This is a genomic window from Shewanella sp. MTB7, assembly GCF_027571385.1.
In the GTDB taxonomy this organism is placed as follows: Bacteria; Pseudomonadota; Gammaproteobacteria; order Enterobacterales; family Shewanellaceae; genus Shewanella.
The window spans coordinates 4,965,544-4,987,681 of record NZ_CP085636.1 but is presented as its reverse complement, the minus strand read 5'-3'; the positions used below and the strand labels follow the sequence as shown (position 1 = coordinate 4,987,681).

Here is a 22,138-nt window from a genome sequence, read left to right as displayed (position 1 = left end):
GCATATATATGATGATTTTTGGCTTGGTCTAATACTGGTACCTAACACGGGTACCAAGGCTAGTCGCTTAGAGTATCCCCATGAAGTGAAAGACTCGTGGGGATATCAGCTCCTCGGCATTTCACAATGGGGATGAAACGGCTCAAGTTTTATTGACGATCAAGCCAGAATCTATACAAGAGTTAGCTCCCCCTACTCAGTTTCAAGCTTGTTGGTTTCTTTAACCTTTTCGACTTTAATAGCGCAGATCTTAAATTCGGGGATCTTGGCGACAGGATCGAGGGCATTGATGGTGAGCTTATTGGCTGCAGCTTCTGCGAAGTGGAACGGCAGGAATAAGACGCCAACTTGGGCACGTTTAGTGACAAACGCGGCTATCTCAATCTCACCGCGACGTGAGTTAATGCGCAACATATCACCATTAGCGATACCTAGCTTCTCGGCGTCATAGACTGAGATCATCACCCGTGGTTTTCCTAGCTCATCGAGTCCGGCTGTCTTGCGGGTCAGGGTGCCGGTGTGGAACTGCTCCAGTAAACGTCCGGTTGACAGGGTTAGCGGGTACTCACCACAAGGAGGCTCGGCAGGCAATCGATAATCCATGGCTCTCATCTGGGCGCGGCCGCGAGTAAACGTTTTCATGTGCAGTATTGGTGTGCCGGGATGACCTACCTCTGGACAAGGCCATTGCAGGCCTGCGATACCTTTTTTGGTGTTTGGATCCATCGTCTCCCAGCTAATCCCACCATATTGCGGCGTGACTTGGGTGATCTCATGCCAAATCTGTTTCTCATCCGTATAGTCCCAATTGGCCCCCAATGCATTGGCAATGCTCTGCACTATCTTCCAGTCGTGCTTGGCAATGCCTGGCGCCTTTACGGCAACCTGCAGTTGTTGCACGCGGCGCTCGGTGTTGGTGAAGTGGCCCAATTTTTCGGCGAACGACAATGCCGGCAAGACCACATGCGCCATGGCGGCGGTTTCGGTTAAGAAGATGTCCTGAACGATCAATAGCTCGGCTTCTTTTAGCGCTTCGACCACATGGGCCTGATCGGGATCGCTTAGCACTGGGTTCTCACCCATAACATAGAGCGCTTTGAGCTTGCCCTTCGTCAGTGCCTGCATCACTTCTGTGGCGGCTAAGCCGATTTTGTTTGGCAGCGTCTCATTGCCCCAAGCTTGCTTGAAGTGTTGCTGCACCGCTGGGTCGTCGACCTTTTGGTAGCCAGAGAAGTAGTTGGGTAGGGCGCCCATATCACAGGCTCCTTGAACATTACTCTGGCCGCGCAGTGGGTTGATACCTGCGCCGCGTACGCCGATATTGCCACACAGGAGTTGCAAGTTGGCGATGGCAGTGACGTTGTCATGACCCGAGGTATGTTGGGTAATACCCATGGCATAGTAGACTGCTGTTTTTTGGGCGGTACCTATCATCTTGGCCAAGGTGGCAATTTCAGCCCCATCGACGCCGGTGATGAGTTGTGCATTGGCTAACGAGTATTTCTCTTTCATAACCTCGCTGCGGAGCGCTTCAAAACCATCGACTCTGGCTTCAAGGTAGGCTTTATCATGCCAGTTATGCTTGATGATCTGCTGCATCATAGCGTTAAGTAGCATCACATCGGTGCCTGGCTTGTGGCACATATAGAGCTTGGCGTGATCAGAGATATCGACGCGCTTAGGATCGGCCACGACCAAGCGCGCACCATGATTGCGGATCGCTTGCTTAATCTTTGAAGCAATGATTGGGTGGGCATTGCTGGTGTCAGATCCAAGGATAAAGATCAGATCCGACTCTTTAATGTCAGGAATATCATTGGTCATCGCACCACTGCCGAGTACGTCATACAAGCCGGTTACAGTGGATGCGTGACAAAGACGGGCGCAGTGGTCGATATTGTTGGTGCCGATAATGCTTCTAAACAGCTTTTGGAAGACGTAGTTATCTTCATTGGTGGCTTTGGCTGAGGCTAGTCCAGCAACGGCATCACCGCCGTGGGTAGCTATGATGTTACTGAGTTTGTCAGCGATATAATCGATGGCTTCATTCCAAGACACTTCAACAAGCTCGCCATTTTTGCGGATCAGTGGCTGGGTGAGTCTTTGCTCACTACCAATAAAATCAAAACCAAAGCGGCCCTTAACGCACAACATACCGTCATTAACAGGCGAGTTACTATCGCCGCTGATGTGCTTGATGGTGTTGTTTGCTGTGTCCACATGCATGATCAGACGGCAACCTATTCCACAGTAGGTACAGACGGTGGATACTTGGTTGAGTTTATCGGTCACGCCCTGAGTCTTGTCTCTGGCATCGACCAGTGCGCCCGTTGGGCACACTTGCACGCAACTACCACACTGCACGCAATCACTGTCTTTCATGCTGGTGTTAAAGCCGACACGTGGTGCACGGCGCTCTGATGATAAGCTTGAGCTGGGTAATGCCTGATAGTGGTTTTCAGACTCAAAACTAATGGCACTATGGCCGCACTTACTATGACAGATATCGACGCAGGCGCCGCAACTAATACAGCGGTTAGCATCGAAAGTGATAAAGGGACTGGAGTTATCGACGCTAAACTGACGCGGCGCCTCCGCTGAGCTTTGGGGCGCTAACGACTTACTGTCGACTTTATATTCGGTGGCATAATCGCGCAGCTTGCAATCGGTATTGGCCTGGCAGGCACACTCAAGGCAACGCGCGGCCTCTTTCATGGCTTCGTCGTTTGCAAAACCTAGCTCGACTTCGCTAAAGCTCCCCAGTCTTTGTGACAGGTTAAGCTCTGGCATTTTGGCCTTAGCTTCGACTTTGGTGTGGGGGTACAAGTCTGCCGACAGTGAGGCTGTTTTGGTCGCCTTAGTGGCATTGAATTCAAACTTTGTCAGTTCACACGTCAGGCCCTGATTGAGCAGCTTCTCGATGGCGATAGCGGCTTTACGACCGTCGGCGACAGCGGCAACAGCAGTTGCGGGACCTGTGCGTGAATCGCCAAGTACAAACAGTTTGTCGGTGCCTGATGACTGGCCTGCAGACATGGTGTAGTCACATCCCTGGAAAGTATTCCAGCGGGTGAGGGCAAGCTTACCGGTTGATAGCTGACCTTGGGGATCGTTAAGGAAATCCATATCCGGTGTCTGAGACACTGCGGGGATCACGGTATCAAACGCTTGAGTGAAGGTTTCACCAGTAGGAACGGGAGCGCGTCTGCCAGAGCTATCGGGCTCGCCAAGGGCCATTTTCTCAAAAGTCACGCTCTTAACGCGGCCATGCTCATCGCCGTGGTTTTCAATTGGATTGGTAAGGAGATGGAACTTTATGCCTTCGTGTTCGGCTTCGACTATCTCGTAATCTTCCGCTGGCATCTCTTCCTTGGTGCGGCGATAGATCAAGGTGACGTCGGCGCCTTCACGCTTGGCGGTGCGGGCACAATCGATGGCAGTGTTGCCTCCGCCAATAACGGCCACGCGTTTGCCAGTGGTATAGGTTTTATCTAAGCAGTGATCTTTAAGGTAGTCGACGCCTAAATAGCAGCCTTTAAGATCGGAGCCTGGGTAGTTCATCGGTACCGCTTTTTGCGCGCCGATGGCGAGACAAACCGCGTCGAAGTCCTCTACCAGTTGCGAGAGGTGGATCTCATGGCCCAACCTGATATTGGTTTCAATGTTTAAGCCATTTTGACACAAGAGGTCGATCTCTTTGTCGAGGATCGCTTTAGGCAAGCGATATTCAGGAATGCCGTACCGTAACCAGCCGCCCGCTTTGGGCATCATTTCATAAATGGTGACTTCATGGCCTGCGTTTGACAGGAAATATCCGGCACTAATACCTGCGGGACCGCTACCAATAATGGCCACTTTTTTACCCGTCGCTGGGGCTCTTGGTGGTACATAGCTCTCGCTGTCGTTCAGGTCGAGATCGGCGGCGTGGCGCTTAAGCTGTCTTATGGCAACAGGCTCATCGACTAAGCCGCGTCTGCACTCAGCTTCACAAAATGCCGGACAGACTCGTCCGATAGAGAGCGGCAGTGGCAGCGTTTGCTTAATGACTTTAATCGCTTCTCTATGATTGCCTTGGGCGATATGAAACAGGTATGACTGTACATCGACGCCAGCGGGGCAAGCCTGCTGACAAGGGGCTTCGCAATCGGCAAAATGATCACTTAGAATTTCGGTCAGTGCGGTTTGTCTTAGTAAACTCAGATGGGCAGATTGGGTGATAACTTCTATCGTCTGTTCATCACTTGAATAGAGAGAATTGAGCTGGGTATCACATGCTCTGACAGTAACAGCTTTACCTTGCGGGTGAATCCCTGAAATGCGTACTTCCACCTGACACAAGTTACAGTGGCTTTTCTGATTTTTGTTTGTGGAAAAATCTGCGTCATTGCGCTGATGGCATAGGTTAGGAATTGTAATATCAGCTTCTTTGGCAATGTCGAACAAGGTCTTTTCTGGATTAGCCGATAGCAGCAGACCATCAATTATTAGCGCTTTCATGGTGATACCTTAGTTATTTGGGCTTTCCTGCCTTTCGCTTGAGTTGGTACAGAGGTCTTTTCTGGATTAGCCGATAGCCGTAGACCATTATTTATAGGAGGCAGAATAGAGTGGCGGGAGTATAACTAAGACGGTTTTCAGAACGGGTCTAACCTGTCAATTTATAAGATGATTTTGCAGTGGGTATCACAAATAGCTAGGGGAGTGTGCTCGACGTAACCTTGCTTGATTATTGAAATTTGAACTTGGCACAGATGAGCTTAAATCAATGGCTATTCATCACTAAAGTTCTAGTGCCTAATTGATATTAACGAGTCATCTTTTTTACAAAAACCACCACGAACAGCGCTATGGTAAAGCTCCCGGTAAATGCCTCTATCGCAGCGATGACTTTAGAGAACCCCACAGGGGTAAAGTCTCCATAGCCTAAGGTCGTGAAGGTGACAACGGAATAATAGATGCAGTTGAAAAACAGATAAAGGTTGGTGTGGAAATCATTGCTCATCTGAAATTGATGCAGTTGAGTACCGTAACTCAATCCAGTAAAAAAATAGAGCATGGCACAGACCATGATAAGTCCCATCGAGAAGCCAATGACACGCAAAGGGGCTTCGCCGTAACCACAGAAAACATCGATAACTTTAGATACCATTCGTTTATAACTGTATTGAGGCATTTGGTGACGACGCATAGTGAGTTCTTTACGAATATAGTCACCAGACATGGCAAATAGCCCTTCACGCTCAGCAGCTTTACGAAGATCTCTGTATATCTCCTCAGCTTGTTCAAAATAGTCATTCGCTATCTCTCGCTCGCCCAGCCGGTCCGCTTCGAGTGCGAGTACCTCCTGTTTGATCCGTTTACCTGTATTGATATTCTCAATTTTGGCACCGTTCCACTTTATACCAAGTAGGTTGGTGCCGATTAAATTTGCGAAGTGGAGGTTAGAGTCTCTGAGATCAGCTTTCATCAAGCTGGCATTATGTAAACAGAGATTGAAAAGATGAGCCCCTTGGAGATCCGCGCGATATAACTCGGCGTGGGTCATATCAAAGCCTACTTTTTGGTGATGCCTGACAAGATCTATCCCAGGTAATACGGCACGCTTGAGTGCTATGCCACGTAACATGCCCCCATTTCTGGCAAAATCTTCAAGTTTTTGCACGTCGTCAGGGGCATTTTTGACTATTTTAGGATCGTGCCAATAACATAAACCTGAGGGTTCGGCTGGCTCATTGCAGGAGAAACCTTCTTCTTCGTGATAACAGCATGTGGGGTTTTTTTCATTCATTAGGAAAGTATAGACATGGGGTTTGGAATTTGTGATTTTTATTACTCCTTGATTAAAAGCATAAATAAACAGTGCTGTGTTGCTGCTTTCTTAAGAATAATATTGCTAGCTTAAGATTTATGAAGGTTGAAATAACCGCAATTCATCTCGATCCTGCTCTAGTCGAAATGCCACTATTGAGTTAAAATAGCTGGTTGTAGTCACATCTATCCCCAAGTTACCTCGACAAGTTGAGTTGTGAGTCTTGAAGTGGTTTTGGTATAACTTATTTGAGTAGAAGAGTAATGTTTGAAGTAAATCCGGTTAAATTTAAAATTAAAGATCTTGCCGAACGCACCCTTCTACTGCGGAGGTATCTTTGACTATGATGCCAAGTCAGAGCGTCTAGAAGAGGTTTGTGCTGAACTTGAAAGTAGCGATGTATGGAACAATCCTGAGAATGCTCAGGCCTTAGGTAAAGAACGTGCAGCTTTAGAGTTAGTGGTTAAGACTATCGATGATATGGATTCGGGTCTTGAAGATGTTGAAGGCTTAGTTGAGTTGGCTGTCGAGGAAGAGGATGAAGAGACGTTTAACGATGCAAGCTCAGAACTCGATGCGTTAGAGAAGCGTCTTGAAGAGCTTGAGTTCCGTCGTATGTTCTCCGGTCCTAATGATATTGCCAATTGTTATTTAGATATTCAGTCTGGTTCTGGCGGAACTGAAGCGCAAGATTGGGCCAATATGGTACTGCGTATGTTCTTGCGTTGGGGTGATGCCCATGACTATAAGCCTGAGCTTATGGAAGTCACTGATGGTGATGTTGCTGGTATCAAAGGTGCAACCATCAAGTTTACCGGTGAGTACGCGTTTGGATCATTACGCACTGAAACGGGTGTACATCGCTTAGTGCGCAAATCGCCTTTCGATTCGTCAGGTAAACGTCACACCTCGTTTTGTTCAGTATTTGTTTACCCTGAAATCGATGATTCTATTGAGATTGAGATTAATCCATCAGATTTGAGAATTGATACCTACCGCGCCTCGGGGGCGGGTGGTCAGCATGTCAACAAGACTGAATCTGCTATTCGTATTACTCATGTACCGACCAATACTGTTGTGCAGTGTCAAAATGATCGCTCGCAACATAAAAACCGTGATGCCGCGATGAAGCAGTTGAAAGCAAAACTCTATGAGTTAGAGATGCTGAAGCAAAATGCTGATAAGCAGCTGGCGGAAGACGCTAAATCAGATATTGGCTGGGGTAGCCAGATCCGTTCATACGTGCTCGATGATGCACGTATTAAAGATCTGCGTACTGGTGTCGAGAACAGAAATACCCAGAGCGTGCTTGATGGCGATCTGGACAAGTTTATTGAGGCCAGTCTAAAGTCTGGTTTATAAAGCTTTTAAACTAATTAATTTTAACGTGTGAACCGTAACATTTACGAGAGAAGAAGATGACTGAACAAGTATTACCAGATGAGAATAAGTTAATTGCAGAGCGTCGTGCCAAGCTTGAGCACATTCGCGCAAACTGCCCTGCAAACGGTCACCCGAATAACTTCGATCGTAAACATAAAGCGGCAGATATTCAGGCTGAATATGGTAGTAATACCAAAGAAGAGCTTGAAGGCATGGAGATCCAGCGCAGTATCGCTGGTCGTATTATGGCGAAACGTGGTCCTTTCTTAGTGATCCAAGATGTCAGCGGTCGTATCCAAGCTTATGCAGGTAAAGACGTTCAGAAAGATCTTAAAGAGAGATTTCAAGGTCTAGATATTGGTGACATTATCGGCGTGACTGGTCAACTACACCTTTCAGGTAAAGGCGACTTGTATGTCAACATGGAGCAATACCAGTTGCTGACTAAAGCACTGCGTCCACTTCCTGAAAAATTCCACGGTCTAACAGACCAAGAGACTCGCTATCGTCAGCGTTATGTTGACTTGATTGTGAATGAAGAGTCGCGTAATGCCTTTATCATGCGTTCTAAAGTGGTGTCGGCTATCCGTAACTTCATGGTGAAGAAAGAGTTCATGGAAGTTGAAACGCCTATGATGCACAGCATCCCTGGTGGCGCAACGGCACGTCCTTTTGAGACACATCATAACGCACTTGATATGGCGATGTACCTGCGTATCGCACCTGAGCTTTATCTAAAGCGTTTAGTTGTGGGTGGTTTTGAGCGTGTGTTCGAAATTAACCGTAACTTCCGTAATGAAGGTTTGTCTCCACGCCATAACCCAGAATTCACTATGATGGAATTCTACATGGCCTATGCAGATTTTAACGATCTAATGGATCTAACGGAAGAGATGCTAAGCTCTATCGCAATTGACTTATGTGGTTCTCCACAGCTTCCGTATGGTGAGCATACTGTTGATTTTGGTGGTCCATACGCTCGTCTTAGCATGTTAGATGCGATTAAGAAGTACAACCCAGATAACGCGACTATTCAGTCTATGACTTATGAAGAAGTTAAAGATGTTGAGTTTATGCGTGACTTGGCTAAAAGCTTAGGCATGACTATCGAGAAGTTCTGGACGTGTGGTCAGCTACTTGAAGAGATATTTGGTGAAACTGCTGAGACTCAACTTATGCAGCCTACATTCATCACAGGCTACCCAGCTGATATTTCTCCACTTGCACGTCGTAACGATGATAACCATTTCATCACTGATCGTTTCGAGTTCTTTATCGGCGGCCGTGAAGTTGCCAATGGTTTCTCTGAGCTTAACGACGCTGAAGATCAAGATAATCGCTTCAAAGCGCAAGTTGATGCGAAAGATGCGGGTGATGATGAAGCTATGTTCTATGACGCTGATTACATCAGAGCATTAGAGCACGGCTTACCACCAACAGCGGGTCAAGGGATCGGTATCGATCGTCTAGTGATGTTGTTTACTAACACGCATACAATTAGAGACGTGATCCTATTCCCAGCGATGCGTCCAGAAGCTTAGGGGTTAGATTAGCTGAGTGTTGTTAAACCAACACTCAGCTTACATCAATCCCTGCGACGTGATCTTGTTCCCTGCAATGCGTCCTGAAGCTTAATCATTTGAGCTCGTGACCTTAACTGGTTACTTGTTGAAAACCAGCCAATTGGCTGGTTTTTTTGTGGCTTACTTTTTATAACTAATACGATATATCGCATCAGCCGCGTCATCTGAAACTAATAAAGAACCATCGGGCATGGTGAGCACAGCGACAGGACGGCCCCAGCTCTCTTCCCCTTGTAGCCAACCTGAAGCAAAGACCTCTGAGTTAACTACCTTATCTCCTTCAAGTATCACCTGAACGATACGATAGCCTACTTTTTTGCTGCGATTCCAAGAGCCGTGTTCGGCGATAAAAATATTGTTTTTATATTCTGCAGGAAACATGTTTCCTTGATAGAACTCCATACCGAGTGAGGCCACGTGAGCGCCCAGTTTTAAGGCGGGTTTGCGATTTTGTTTCACTTTCTCAGAGGCGCTAAATTTGGGATCTTGAATATCATCATTATGGATATAGGGAAAACCAAAAAATTGTCCCTCTTTCGACACATGGTTGAGTTCATCATCGGGCAGATCATCGCCCATCATGTCACGGCCATTGTCGGTAAACCATAAATCGCCGGTTTGGGGATGAAAATCAAAACCAACGCTATTTCTAACCCCAGAGGCCACCACTCTAGTGGTTTTGTTGGTGAGATTTAACTTAATAATACTGGCAAAAGGGGGCTTGCTTTCACATACATTACAGGGAGCCCCTACGGGAATATACAGCTGACCATCTGGGCCAAACTTGATAAATTTCCAGCCGTGATGTGGTCTGTCGGGAAGTTGGTTGTAAACGAGTTCAGGTGTTGGGATCTCGGGAAGTGAGGCTTCAATATTTGGGTAACGCCATATCTTATCGACCTCAGCGACATAAAGATCGCCTCGATAATAAACTATCCCAGAGGGCATAAAGAGTTTGTTCGCGACATCAATGATCTGGTCGGCCTGTTTATCATTGTTGCTATCAATTAACGCGTAAACTTTACCCGCTTTACGACTGCCAACAAACAAGGTGCCCTTGTTGCCTAGTGCCATCTGACGGGCATTATCAACTCCTTCAGCATATACATCGATTGCAAAACCCGGTGGTAAAGCAATCTTATCTAAAGGCAGTGAATAACAAAAAGTAGGCAGCAATATTGTGATGACTATTAATAATAACTTCATCAAGTTGTGACTCCATGGCTATCTGTTAAGTAAACTTAAACTACTTGAAGCTATGGTATTCAGCAAGCTCGATAACCTCACCGGGTTGCATAGTGGATAGATGTATATCGGCAATGCGTACTCGGATTAATCTCATGGTAGGAAAGCCTGCGGCTGCAGTCATCTTGCGGATCTGCCTGTTTTTACCTTCACTGATTGTTATGCTGATCCAGCTTAATGAGGGTTCCGTGTCTTGGACCTCTTAGCTAGCAGTTACAACATACTGGTTATTTCAGCAAGCTCGATAACCTCACCGGGTTGCATAGTGGATAGATGCATATCGCCAATGCGTACTCGGATTAATCTCATGGTAGGAAAGCCTGCGGCTGCAGTCATCTTGCGGATCTGCCGATTTTTTCCTTCACTGATGGTGATAGAGATCCAACTCAATGAGGGTTCCGTGTCTTGGACCTCTTAGCTAGCAGTTACAACACATTGGTTATTTCAGCAAGCTCGATAACCTCACCGGGTTGCATAGTGGATAGATGCATATCGCCAATGCGTACTCGGATTAATCTCATTGTAGGAAAGCCTGCGGCTGCAGTCATCTTGCGGAACTGCCTGTTTTTACCTTCACTGATGGTGATAGAGATCCAACTCAATGAGGGTTCCGTGTCTTGGACCTCTTAGCTAGCAGTTACAACACATTGGTTATTTCAGCAAGCTCGATAACCTCACCGGGTTGCATAGTGGATAGATGTATATCGCCAATGCGTACTCGGATTAATCTCATGGTAGGAAAGCCTGCAGCTGCAGTCATCTTGCGGATCTGCCTGTTTTTACCTTCACTGATGGTGATAGAGATCCAACTCAATGAGGGTTCCGTGTCTTGGACCTCTTAGCTAGCAGTTACAACACATTGGTTATTTCAGCAAGCTCGATAACCTCACCGGGTTGCATAGTGGATAGATGTATATCGCCAATGCGTACTCGGATTAATCTCATGGTAGGAAAGCCTGCAGCTGCAGTCATCTTGCGGATCTGCCTGTTTTTACCTTCACTGATGGTGATTGAAATCCAGCTCATAGGTCCGTGTCTTGGATCTCTTACTCTACGACCATTTTCCGGTAAGTCAGGCTCAGTATCTAGCTTGAATACTTTACAGGGAAGTGTGAGGTATTTGTTGCCCTTGATACCAATCTCTACACCTTGTTGAAGACGAGTAATAGCTTGGTCATCTATGTCGCCATCGACTTGAACATAGTACTCTTTCTCTACTTTCTTACTTCGTACTTGATGGCTAACCATGCCATCAGTTGTTAGTAATAACAGTCCTTCAGAGTCATGATCTAAGCGCCCAATTGCCATAGTACCTAGAGGAAAGTCGGCGAGTTCAGCTAACAGTTTTTTATTCTTTTTGGTTTCAGGTACAAATTGACTGAGAAAGCCGTGGGGTTTAAAGATTTTATAATGGTGATGACGCTCTTCAAGTGAATTAGTTGTAACTTGGGTTATTTCATCAGGCATGGTGGCATAGTTTAATCAAAAAGATGCACTATTATAACGTTTAACTAAGTATAAAGATGCGGCGCCATCCTATTGAGTTATTTGGATGATTGAGATTGATAGCTAATAACAAATGACAGCGTTGTCATTTGGGGTTATAGTAATGTTACAAAATGCTAGGGTTAGCAACTATCGCGTCTTCAGTAGCAGGATAAAAACGTGAGATTGATACTCATGTTATATTGTTCTGGCTTTAAACCGATTATTCACTTTTATTGAGCTGAGCTCTACGTTAAAGCGAGTCTATATAATGCAAATCGTTATCTTAAAAAATAGTGCTGAAGTTGCCGAGTATGGCGTCAATATTTTTATTAAACAACTGCAGAACAGATCCGACTCAGTGTTAGGGTTGGCTACGGGCTCAACCCCTTTAGTTCTATATCAAGGCTTGATTGAGGCTAATAAGGCGAACAAGATCTCTTTTAAAGATGTGACTACCTTTAATCTAGATGAATATCTGGGGTTGGAAGGGAGTCACCCACAGAGTTATCGCTACTTTATGAATGAGCAGTTATTCGATCATATTGATATCAATAAAGCGAAGACATTTGTGCCACCAGGTGATGCTGAAAACCCAATCCAAGCTTGTGATGGTTACGAAGAAAAAATTCAAGCTGCTGGAGGAATCGATATTCAACTTCTAGGCATTGGACGTAATGGACACATTGGCTTTAATGAACCCTCTTCAGGTTTGATGTCACGCACTCGAGTTAAGACTCTGACTAAAGCAACCATTGAGGATAATGCCCGCTTTTTTGCTGCAGATGAATACCAACCGCACCTATCGATTACCATGGGAATTGGTACCATTTTGGATGCGAAGAAAGTAGTGTTATTGGCGACGGGTGAAAACAAGGCGGATGCGATTTTAGCGACCGTTGAAGGCGCACTTACTGCATCATGTCCCGCTTCTGCATTGCAACTTCATAAAAATGCAGTGCTTGTGATTGATGAAGCAGCAGCCTCTAAGTTGTCAGATCGCGATTTTTATAAGCATATAGAAAGTGAAAATCAGAAGTTGATGGCACGTTTAGAGTTGTAGTCGCTAATTCCCAGTGTTAATACGGGAGTTATTAAGTTAAATGAGGACAGCTGAGGCTGTCCTTTTTTGTGGGTGTGTACTTTACAACAACGAAATATAAGAGTAGTTGAGTGACTCATCGGGTGCTGACAAACCAATTAAAAGTGACTAACGAGTCTCTTATCTTTATCAAAGCCTGCGCTGTTGAATCGCTCAGGATAACCTGAATTAGTGACAATGGGTTCAGGTTATTGGCAATTTTATTTAGCCTCATAAAGTTCATATTACCTTCATTCCTCATTTCAGCTAATCGAAGTAGTTACTTTAATATTGACCTTTTTCGCTTTGCAACTTGCTTTTCATTTTGAAATTTAAACAGTTCAAAGCTGACTTATTATCTCTGGTAAAAATAAAAAAGTTAGCTTCTTCAGTCAGTTAATTTCTTGGTATGCACCTTGCTTAGCTCTAATACCTAGATTTTAACGGGGCTTTAAATGAAAGCATTATCTTACTTGGCTCGTAGTGGAGGTCTTCCCAGGTTGCCAAGCGGATTTCATTTTCCAGTTACTCTAGTGATGTTTATTTATAGCTGTGATCTCAAGTACATGGAACTACCAATTGTATTGAGGGACTGCTCCCTCATTAAAGTAGAGGTTTATTATGAAATATAGATATCAACTTATGTCCCTTACTTTCCTGAGTGTTGTTAGTATTCCTATCGCAGCAGAATCGGTAGACTTGGATTTCTCTAACCAAATGGAAACCACCAATGTATCCACTGGTTTTGGACCATCCTATGATGGTCCTATCATGCGTTTTCTCAACGTAGGAACTCATAACGGAAAAACTATTGATGCCAAGGTGAGCAGCTCGATATTTGGTGAAGCTAACTTCCTTTATCATACCCCCAATTATAAAGAGGGCGCGGGAGAGCCTCAGGGAGATATTGGTTTTCTCTATGAAACCACAGCTCCAGGTGCTGCAGGCCTCATCTATACATTTGAGTTTTTTGATGGTACAGATGGCCTTTCTGCCACCTTCTCGGTGCCTTACACTATTCCAGAATTCGATATGATTGGTTATGACATCGATGGCGAATCCGTACAGTCTGAACAAGTGCGTGTTTTCAAAAGTGAAGGGTTCTTCAGCTACCAAACAGGCACCGCTGCTGCCAGTCTCACTGCAGAGGAAAGCGCCGATGGTTTGTCGGTATTGTTCAGTGGCCCCGGCACTAATTTTAGTGAAACAAACACATCTGGCGCCGTAAAATTCACATACAAGAACACATCAGCAATAACACTTCAGTTTGAAACCGTTACAGCTTCCAACAGTTACCTGCCAAACCCTATTTTTTCTGCTTTTGACGGTAACTGGGAGTTAAGTGGTTTTACCGATCCGGTTACCAGCTCTAATTCGTCAGACTTTGGTGATGCGCCTAATGAGTACAACACGCTACAAGCTAGCAACGGTGCTGAGCACGCTATATCGACTAGTTTGTACCTAGGTTCTAACATTGACGCTGATGATGATGGTCAACCGAGTCTTGGGTCATCAGGTGATGACTTAGATATAGATGGGAACGACGATGACGGCATCACGCTACTAACTAACCTTGAAATAGGCTTAGATGCACTAATAAATGTTAGTGTCTTTGGTGAAGGCTACTTACAAGCTTGGGCTGATTGGGATATGAATGGCAGTTTTGATGAAGATGAGCAAATCATAACTAACTATGCGGTCAGCAATGGGCTGCAGGTTATCCCTATTCGTGTTGGTGACGATGCGGTAGTTGGACAAGCCCAAACACGATTCCGTGTTTCTAGTAGCCCTAATATACCAAGCAGCGGTTATGTTGGTGATGGTGAAGTAGAGGATTATGTGTTCAATGTCACTGACTTAGGTACCACTATTCAGCATTCAGGTTTTTACACCGCAGCCTTTGAAGATAACTGGCCCGAAGTCGGCGATTTCGATGTCAACGACGTAGTAACCTATTACCGTACAACCATCATCATTAAAGATGACAAAGTATTACGATTTGATATCAATGGCAATATTACTGCTTACGGTGCATTTTACGGTAATGGTTTAGGGTGGAAACTTGAAGGTTTCGTTGAGTCAGAGGTTAACCTTCAGTTGTCTCGTGTGGTGAAAAATGGAGTCACTAGGTCAAACATTTCGCCGTTCACAGGTGAAGAGAAAGACTACGCAGATGTACCTGCTGGACAAGACCTTGTTGTCGTTGCCTCTTTGAATCTACGAAACGATATACCGATTAATCCAGAGTGTCTGTTCCACCGTACGAATCCTACTTGCGGTGCATCGCTAGAGGCTGAACAAATGACATTCAGTATCTCTCTGCCGTTTAATGTGGGTGATGAACCGAGTGTGAGTTCAGTTATGCCTCTAGGGGGATATGATCCATTCATTTTCGGACCGGGTGAGGGACTTTATCATGGATCTAGCTTCTCTAGTCCTCCAGGAAAAGAGTTAGAAATTCACACTGCTGACTTTCCACCTACAACCAGAGGAACCTTGGTTTCAGACTACTATGGTATTGCTCAAGATGATTCAGACCCAACAAGCGGTAAATACTATCGTACCAGTGGAAACTTGCCATGGGGGATTTTGATTTCTGTCCCTTGGAATCATCCATCAGAGTACGTTGATATTAGCCATGTGTATCCAGACTTTGCAGAATGGGCAACCTCAGGTGGTACAGTTAAGCAAACTTGGTATCTCAACCCTGATGCTAGTAAAACCTGGACAACGACAGATGACCAATAAGGAGGATATATGAAAACGATTAATCTATTATTAAGCACTGTAACCCTCGTTTTTCTTTCAGCTTGTGGTGGGGGAGGTGAGGAGTCGACGCCTGAAGTTGTTAGTCTGCCACCAGTTGTTACTCCACCAGTAACGACGCCACCTGACAGTGGAGATGAAACATCGATACTAGTAAATACCAGTGACTTATTAATCCCTGATGGATTTGATTTCACCACTGAACGAGAGGTCGCCTTCAACCTCTCCGTTGCAAGTTCACAAAGTGAACGGGGATTTATGTCGGTGTACACTGGATTTAATAATGGGGTTGTCGACTACAATTCTCAAATCATCCGCACGCCAATGAATGTGGGTGTAGAATTCAAAAGTAACATCATGATCCCAAATCATTTGGATAAAGTTTGGGTTGAGATCTGGTATCCGGCTGCGATAGGAAGCGAAGTTAAAAAGCAGTTAGATATCGTTAATGGGGTGGTAAACGCTGTACTCTAAATAACGTGTTGATTAAATGCCTCCGCTGGGAGGCATTTAATCTCAGTTGAAAACCATTACCTACAATCAATTTCTGAACTAAATCGCTTTGAATTTCCACTGAACTCTACACTTTCAAGTGGTTGGATATAAACTAGAAACAAATATCAGAGTCGATTTTAATTCTGATGGGAAAACTTCATAACCACAATCGTGACTCACCGACAAATCTAGGTTATTCAGTCTGTTTTTTCAGATAAACTTCCAGCAAAAATGCGCAATTGCTCTATGCTCTTTTACATATATAGGCCACATTTGCTAAACGATTGACATTCTTTTATGTTGGGTAATAGGGGCATTTTAAGCGGAGAAGAGTATGTTGAAGAAAATATTAATCTTACTAAGTCTTATTATTGCGTTGCCATTAATCATCGCTCTGTTTGTTAAACAAGATTATGCGGTGACAACCTCAGTCATTATTGATAAACCTGTTACTGAGGTCTTTGATTATATAAAGTACCTTAAGAATCAAGACAACTTTAGCGTCTGGGCAAAGATGGATCCTCAGATGATAAAGAGTTATCGCGGCACAGACGCAAGTGTAGGTTTTGTTTCTGCTTGGGAAAGTTTACATGAAGAGGTTGGCATCGGTGAGCAGGAGATAATGAGCATTGGGGACGGAAAGCGGATAGGTTATGAACTTAGGTTTTTCTCTCCTTTTGAAGCGGTATCCCCAGCTTTTATGTCCTGTGAAGCTATCTCTCAAAATACCACAAGGGTGACTTGGGGCTTTAAAGGGCATATGGACTATCCGATGAACCTGATGCTGATGTTTATGGACATTGAAGCCATGATAACCAAAGACCTATCTCAGGGGTTAGCATCATTGAAGGAGATTATGGAAAACTAAAGTCTGGGCTTTCCAATAATGGATTCAACAATGTAAATGCAATTGATAATCATTATCAACTGAATTACTGTCTCGCTACATTTTACAAGGAGCTTCCCTTACAGGTACTCGAGGCAGAAATATGGACCAAAAATTCAAGTTAAGATATCCGACATTGTTAATCGCACTCGCTGTTTCTTTGTCTGGCCTGGTATTCGCGGCAGAAACTAAAGCAGATGAACAAGTAGATAAAACTCAAGATGCGAAGATGGAGGTGATCACCATTAGTGGTAAAGGCCTTATCTCTTATGTGAGCGCATCGGCATCAAAAACGGATATGCCAATTATCGAAACGCCCTCTTCAATCTCGGTATTAACGGATAAACGAATAGCTGATCTGGGGGCTGAAAGCCTTCAAGATGCCATTGGTTATGTGGCGGGTGTTTATAATGGTCCATATGGCGTCGATACTCGAGGGGATTGGGCACAAATTCGAGGCGTGTCGCCACTGCAATATCAGGACGGTTTGCAGATGATGTTCGGTAATTATAATAACGTCCGGATTAACCCTTACATGTTGCAACAGATTGAAATTTTAAAAGGTCCCTCTTCGGTGCTTTACGGTCAGGGTTCAACAGGTGGCATCATCAATATGGTGACTAAGCGTCCAGAAGCTGAGCAACAAGCTGAGATTTGGGCGCAGGTGGGTAACTACAATCGTAAGCAGTTAGCTGGGGATATTACAGGCTCACTCAATGATGATGAGTCTGTGTTGTATCGTCTGACCGGTTTGTATCGAGATAGTGAAACCCAAACCGATTATGTCGATGATAATAGCTATTTTATCGCACCGGCAATCACTTGGTATGCCACCGATACGACTAAGCTGACTTTACTGGCAAATTTGCAAAAAAACGAATCAGGTTCAAGCACGCAATTTTTTCCCCATAAAGGCACACTATTACCGGCTCCCAATGGTCAAATCCCAAGTTCTCGTTTTATCAGTGAGCCGGGCTGGGATCAATATGATACTGAACAAAAATCGGTAACTCTTCTACTTGAGCAGGAGCTCAATGACTATATGTCGTTATATTGGAGTAGTCGCTATGTGGACAGCAAAGCGACCTATCGTACCATGTATGCTTGGCCGCCAAAGTTTCAGGATGATGGTCGCTCAATTTTGCGCAATGTCAGCATGAGTGATTCCAGTGCGCAAGCCTTGACGTCGGATCTGCGCTTGCAAGCTGAGTTTGATACCGGCTCTGTTGAGCATAACTTAACGTTTGGGATTGATTATCAGGATGTTGATACTGATACTGACCGTCTTTATATTCCCGGAGCGGGTGGTTTACTTGATCTCTACAACCCTAAGTACGGTGTTAATACTGGCTCACTGCCTACAGGGGATGATATTCCTGACACGCCGGGTGAAAACAACAATCAGTTGGGGATATATATTCAGGACTCAATAAAACTCGGTAAGGTTATTGTGAGCGGAGCACTGCGTCATGACCGAGTTGAGTCGAATACAACAAAGTATGGCAAGCAAGCTCAGAGTGCAACGACAGGCCGTTTAGGATTGATGTATAGTTTCGATTCAGGTATTGCTCCTTACGTTAGTTATTCACAATCATTCCAGCCGATCTATGGTTCAAATGAGATCGGCACCCCATTTAAGCCCCAAGAGGGGGAGCAATATGAACTCGGAGTGAAATATCAACCTGCAGGCACTGAGCATCTGTTAACGGCGTCGATTTTTGACATTAGTGATAAAAACCGTAAACAATCTGATGGGCCTAATTTAACACGTCAACTGGGAGAAGTTCAGATCCAGGGCCTAGAGTTGGAAGCCCAACTTGAATGGCAGGAGGTCGATGTTTACGCCAGTTACGCCTATACCGACTCAGAAAAACATACCAACAAAGTAGGCGAGGTAGGCGCTAAGCTTGCTGCTATGCCTGATCATATGCTGTCCACTTGGGTGACTTATCGTCCGCAATCTTTCTGGCATGGATTCAAAGCCGGACTTGGTTTCCGTTATGTAGGGGAAACCTCCGATGGCAGTGTCGATGTCTTAACGCCTAGTGGCACTCGAGTACATACAGCATTAAATACTGAGGCGTATCACGTGTTTGATTTAATGCTAGGTTATGAGTTTAGCGCATTCGATCTGAGTCTAAATATCGACAACGTCGCTGACGAAACTGTTATTACCAGTTGTTTGGCCCGCGGTGACTGTTTCTACGGCCAGCGAAGAACGGTTACTGCTAACGTTAAATATAAGTTCTAGTTTTGCTGAAATGAGCAAATGGAGCCGATTAAAGGCTCCATTTTTATCTGTACTGCTAATGTTATAACAAACTGTTACTGGCCTTTTACTGTTATTTTGTTAACGTTAAAAAACAATAACAAAAGAATAAAATAAGGCATGCCATGAAAGAGACTGAAACGCACCATCCTCTGATAGATTTTATTGAGTATGGTCAAGAGGAGATGCTTGCCAGAGCACAAGCTCACTATCAAGAAGTTAAGCGTCGTCATAGTATTCGCCAGTTTTCAGATAGAGCTGTGCCCCAAGCCATTATCGAGCAGTGCATTCAAACGGCTGCAACTGCGCCAAGTGGAGCCAATCACCAACCTTGGCATTTCGTGGCAATTAGCGATGCAACAGTTAAGGCTCAGATTAGGCAACAAGCTGAGGCGTTAGAGCGTTCATTTTATGAGGGACGAGGTGGGGATGAGTGGCTGGATGCGTTGAAACCTTTGGGGACGGATGCTAATAAGTCTTATCTGGAACGTGCGCCTTGGCTTATTGCTGTGTTTTCGCAAAAACGTGGTGGCATGGATAATGATGACAGCAAGACTAATTACTATGTGCATGAATCTGTCGGTATCGCTACCGGCTTTCTATTGCAAGCCCTGCATCATGCAGGCCTTGGCACCTTGACTCACACCCCCAAACCTATGTCATTTCTCAGCAAAGTGTGTGGCCGCGATAACGATGTTGATCGCCCCTATATGTTGATTGTGGCAGGCTACCCAGACGAAGGTGCGAGCATACCTGACCATGCAACTAAGAAGAAGTTGCTTGCAGATGTCAGCACCTTTATGTGAATTTATATTAGCGGATCCCAATCCTACAAACTTCTTTGCTATAATATCCCTCCAAAATTGACGGGTTAACCTTTTGAGTGATTTTATGAGCCAAGCTAGCATCTTTACCCCAGACGATGTGTCGCATATATCGAATCGATTAGAACTGCTTGCCCCGGCAAAAAATGCCGAATTTGGTATGGAAGCAATTCTACACGGTGCAGATGCGGTCTATATTGGTGGTCCAGATTTTGGTGCACGAGCAACTGCTGGCAACAGTGTTGAAGACATTGCTAGGCTGTGTACTTTTGCCCATAAATATCATGCTCAGGTATTTGTCACCCTCAACACCATCTTGATGGATGATGAGTTAGCTAGCGCTGAAAAACTGATTTGGAAGCTTTACGAAGCTGGTGCCGACGCGCTAATCGTGCAAGACATGGGCGTATTACAGTTCGATCTTCCTCCTATTGCACTGCATGCCAGTACGCAGATGGATAACCGCACCGCTGAAAAAGTGGTATTTTTGGAGCAAGTCGGCTTTTCACAAGTGGTGCTTGCTCGTGAGCTTGGGTTAAGCCAAATTCGCGAAGTGGCGGCTCACACTAAGATGCAGCTGGAATTTTTCATCCATGGCGCGCTCTGTGTTGCCTATTCGGGTTTGTGCAACTTAAGTCATGCTTTTAGTAATCGCAGTGCTAACCGTGGTGAGTGCTCGCAGATGTGCCGTTTACCCGGTGAGCTTAAGACCCGCCAAGGTGAAGTACTGGCTGAGAATGAACACCTATTATCATTAAAAGATAATAACCAGACCGATAACCTTGAAGCCTTGATCGATGCTGGCGTGCGCTCCTTTAAGATTGAAGGCCGCCTAAAAGACGTTAACTATGTCAAAAATGTCACCGCCCATTACCGACAAGAGCTGGATAAGATTATCGCTCGTCGTCCCGAGTTTACAGCCTCATCCCATGGCCGTTCAGTACATAGTTTTACACCCAATGTCGAGAAGACCTTTAACCGTGGCCGTACCGATTATTTCGTTAACGAGCGCAGTCAAGGTGTCAGTGATTTTCGCTCGCCTAAATACATAGGTGAAGAGGTCGCGACGGTGAAGCGCCTAGGTAAAGATTTTATTGAGGTGCAATCGACCCACAGTTTCAACAACGGTGATGGTCTGTGTTACTTCCCTGCTAATTATGCCACTGCCAAACAGTCCGATGACAAGCTACAAGGCTTACGAGTGAATCGCGCCGAAGGGCATATTTTGCACGTACTAACCATCCCAGGCGATCTCGAAGTCGGCATGACCATCTATCGAAATCGCGATCAAGCTTTTGAGGCTGTATTAGCAAAAGAGTCATCTAAGCGCTCCATCGAAGTGGATATCAAGTTAACGGATACCACTGATGGCATTAAGATGACCATGACCGATATTTATGGTCATCAAGGCTGCGTGACGTTAGCCATGGATAAACAGCCAGCTAATGATCAAGAGGGCGCAAGCGTTAAACTGCGCAAGCAACTAGCTAAGCTAGGCAGTACTGATTTTGTTGCGAGACAGATCAGTATTGATACCGAACAAGTCTGGTTTGCGCCTGCATCCACCATTAATGGTCTTAGACGTGATGTAGTCGAAGCGTTAGATCAAGCACGTGTTGATGAATATGAAAGACCTAAACCGTGGAAGCACAATTTAGATGCAATGTACCCAACCAAGCATCTTAGCTACCTCTCAAACGTGGCTAACCAGAAATCGAAAGATTTCTATATGCAACATGGGGTGATCGAGATAGAAGACACTTACGAGAAAAATGGCATTACAGAAGAGGTGCCGTTAATGGTGACTAAACACTGTTTACGCTTTAACTTTAATCTGTGTCCCAAAGAGGTGTCAGGCGTTAAGGCTGAGCCGATGATTTTAGAGATAGGTAAAGATGTATTAAAGTTGGTATTTGATTGCCCTAAGTGCGAAATGATGGTGGTTGGTGCTAACCGCCAAGTTAAAAGTGACGGCAGAGAAGTCATTAACTAGAGAATAAGTTGTAAATAAAGTTAAATAATTCGCTACTTTAGCAATTACAGATAGATCCAAGAGCGCCTACTATTTTCAAATAGTGGCGCTCTTTTGCTAAGAGCGTTTTCTGCTTATATCGTGCTATGTTGTTTTTTTAAGTAAAAGGGAAAACTGCATAGGATTATTATACCCAAAACACTTGGAATGCAGGACCCTGCGGGAATGTAATCAAATAAGTTATATGCTTCAGGGCATTTACTCCTGACAATACTTCTATATCTATGTATTCGTAAATGAATCATTAACGTTTTATATCAGAGCAGGATTTCGTTAATAT

The 22,138-nt window shown here is 44.8% G+C and carries 15 protein-coding genes and 2 pseudogenes; 9 read left to right on the top strand and 8 right to left on the bottom strand.

Annotated features, from left to right (window positions below):
• Positions 1–192: 192 nt before the first annotated feature.
• Both fdhF and HWQ47_RS21720 read right to left on the bottom strand, forming a co-directional pair.
• Positions 193–4,497 carry a formate dehydrogenase subunit alpha gene (gene fdhF / locus HWQ47_RS21725; protein WP_269968086.1) on the bottom strand — a complete coding sequence of 1,435 codons (4,305 nt, stop codon included), beginning with the start codon at positions 4,495–4,497 and terminating at the stop codon, positions 193–195.
• Positions 4,498–4,804: 307 nt separating this feature from the next.
• Positions 4,805–5,788 carry an ion channel gene (locus HWQ47_RS21720; RefSeq protein WP_269968085.1) on the bottom strand — a complete coding sequence of 328 codons (984 nt, stop codon included), beginning with the start codon at positions 5,786–5,788 and terminating at the stop codon, positions 4,805–4,807.
• 284 nt (positions 5,789–6,072) lie between these two features.
• Here HWQ47_RS21720 and prfB point away from each other — a divergent pair.
• A protein-coding gene (gene prfB / locus HWQ47_RS21715; RefSeq protein WP_269968084.1) for a peptide chain release factor 2 occupies positions 6,073–7,171 on the top strand; the annotation gives its coding sequence in 2 pieces (ribosomal slippage) (positions 6,073–6,147 and positions 6,149–7,171; 1,098 coding nt in all).
• Positions 7,172–7,227: 56 nt separating this feature from the next.
• On the top strand, positions 7,228–8,733 hold the full coding sequence (gene lysS, locus HWQ47_RS21710; protein WP_269968083.1) for a lysine--tRNA ligase: 1,506 nt from the start codon (positions 7,228–7,230) through the stop codon (positions 8,731–8,733).
• A gap of 162 nt (positions 8,734–8,895) precedes the next feature.
• Here the strand turns inward: lysS and HWQ47_RS21705 are convergent, their stop codons facing one another.
• The 6 genes and pseudogenes from HWQ47_RS21705 to HWQ47_RS21680 all read right to left on the bottom strand — a co-directional run bounded on the left by HWQ47_RS21705 (position 8,896) and on the right by HWQ47_RS21680 (position 11,487).
• Positions 8,896–9,981: a PQQ-dependent sugar dehydrogenase gene (locus HWQ47_RS21705; RefSeq protein ID WP_269968082.1), complete on the bottom strand. Its 1,086-nt coding sequence runs from the start codon at positions 9,979–9,981 to the stop codon at positions 8,896–8,898.
• Between the two features lie 40 nt (positions 9,982–10,021).
• Positions 10,022–10,226: pseudogene (locus HWQ47_RS21700) on the bottom strand (pseudouridine synthase); the annotation flags it as partial.
• Positions 10,227–10,233: 7 nt separating this feature from the next.
• On the bottom strand, positions 10,234–10,410 hold the full coding sequence (locus HWQ47_RS21695) for a hypothetical protein (protein WP_443020104.1): 177 nt from the start codon (positions 10,408–10,410) through the stop codon (positions 10,234–10,236).
• A 35-nt stretch (positions 10,411–10,445) separates the two neighbouring features.
• Entirely contained in the window at positions 10,446–10,622 is a 177-nt protein-coding gene (locus tag HWQ47_RS21690) for a hypothetical protein (protein ID WP_443020103.1), read from the bottom strand.
• A 35-nt stretch (positions 10,623–10,657) separates the two neighbouring features.
• Positions 10,658–10,862 (bottom strand): annotated as a pseudogene (locus HWQ47_RS21685) (pseudouridine synthase); the annotation flags it as partial.
• A gap of 7 nt (positions 10,863–10,869) precedes the next feature.
• On the bottom strand, positions 10,870–11,487 hold the full coding sequence (locus tag HWQ47_RS21680; protein WP_269968081.1) for a pseudouridine synthase: 618 nt from the start codon (positions 11,485–11,487) through the stop codon (positions 10,870–10,872).
• A 289-nt stretch (positions 11,488–11,776) separates the two neighbouring features.
• Here HWQ47_RS21680 and nagB point away from each other — a divergent pair, with 289 nt between their 5' ends.
• The 7 genes from nagB (at position 11,777) to HWQ47_RS21645 (ending at position 21,819) form a co-directional block, all read left to right on the top strand.
• Positions 11,777–12,568 (top strand): glucosamine-6-phosphate deaminase, encoded by a 792-nt coding sequence (gene nagB, locus HWQ47_RS21675; RefSeq protein WP_269968080.1) that lies wholly within the window; start codon positions 11,777–11,779, stop codon positions 12,566–12,568.
• 639 nt (positions 12,569–13,207) lie between these two features.
• Positions 13,208–15,334, top strand: coding sequence for an LruC domain-containing protein (locus HWQ47_RS21670; RefSeq protein WP_269968079.1), 2,127 nt, complete (start codon positions 13,208–13,210; stop codon positions 15,332–15,334).
• A 9-nt stretch (positions 15,335–15,343) separates the two neighbouring features.
• On the top strand, positions 15,344–15,826 hold the full coding sequence (locus HWQ47_RS21665) for a hypothetical protein (RefSeq protein WP_269968078.1): 483 nt from the start codon (positions 15,344–15,346) through the stop codon (positions 15,824–15,826).
• A 355-nt stretch (positions 15,827–16,181) separates the two neighbouring features.
• On the top strand, positions 16,182–16,715 hold the full coding sequence (locus HWQ47_RS21660; protein WP_269968077.1) for an SRPBCC family protein: 534 nt from the start codon (positions 16,182–16,184) through the stop codon (positions 16,713–16,715).
• A gap of 121 nt (positions 16,716–16,836) precedes the next feature.
• Positions 16,837–18,984, top strand: a complete 2,148-nt coding sequence (locus HWQ47_RS21655) for a TonB-dependent siderophore receptor (RefSeq protein ID WP_269968076.1) — start codon at positions 16,837–16,839, stop codon at positions 18,982–18,984.
• A gap of 143 nt (positions 18,985–19,127) precedes the next feature.
• Positions 19,128–19,808 (top strand): nitroreductase family protein, encoded by a 681-nt coding sequence (locus tag HWQ47_RS21650; RefSeq protein ID WP_269968075.1) that lies wholly within the window; start codon positions 19,128–19,130, stop codon positions 19,806–19,808.
• An 85-nt stretch (positions 19,809–19,893) separates the two neighbouring features.
• The gene (locus HWQ47_RS21645; RefSeq protein ID WP_269968074.1) at positions 19,894–21,819 is read left to right on the top strand and encodes a peptidase U32 family protein; all 1,926 of its coding nucleotides are present in this window, start codon (positions 19,894–19,896) and stop codon (positions 21,817–21,819) included.
• Positions 21,820–22,138: the final 319 nt, after the last annotated feature.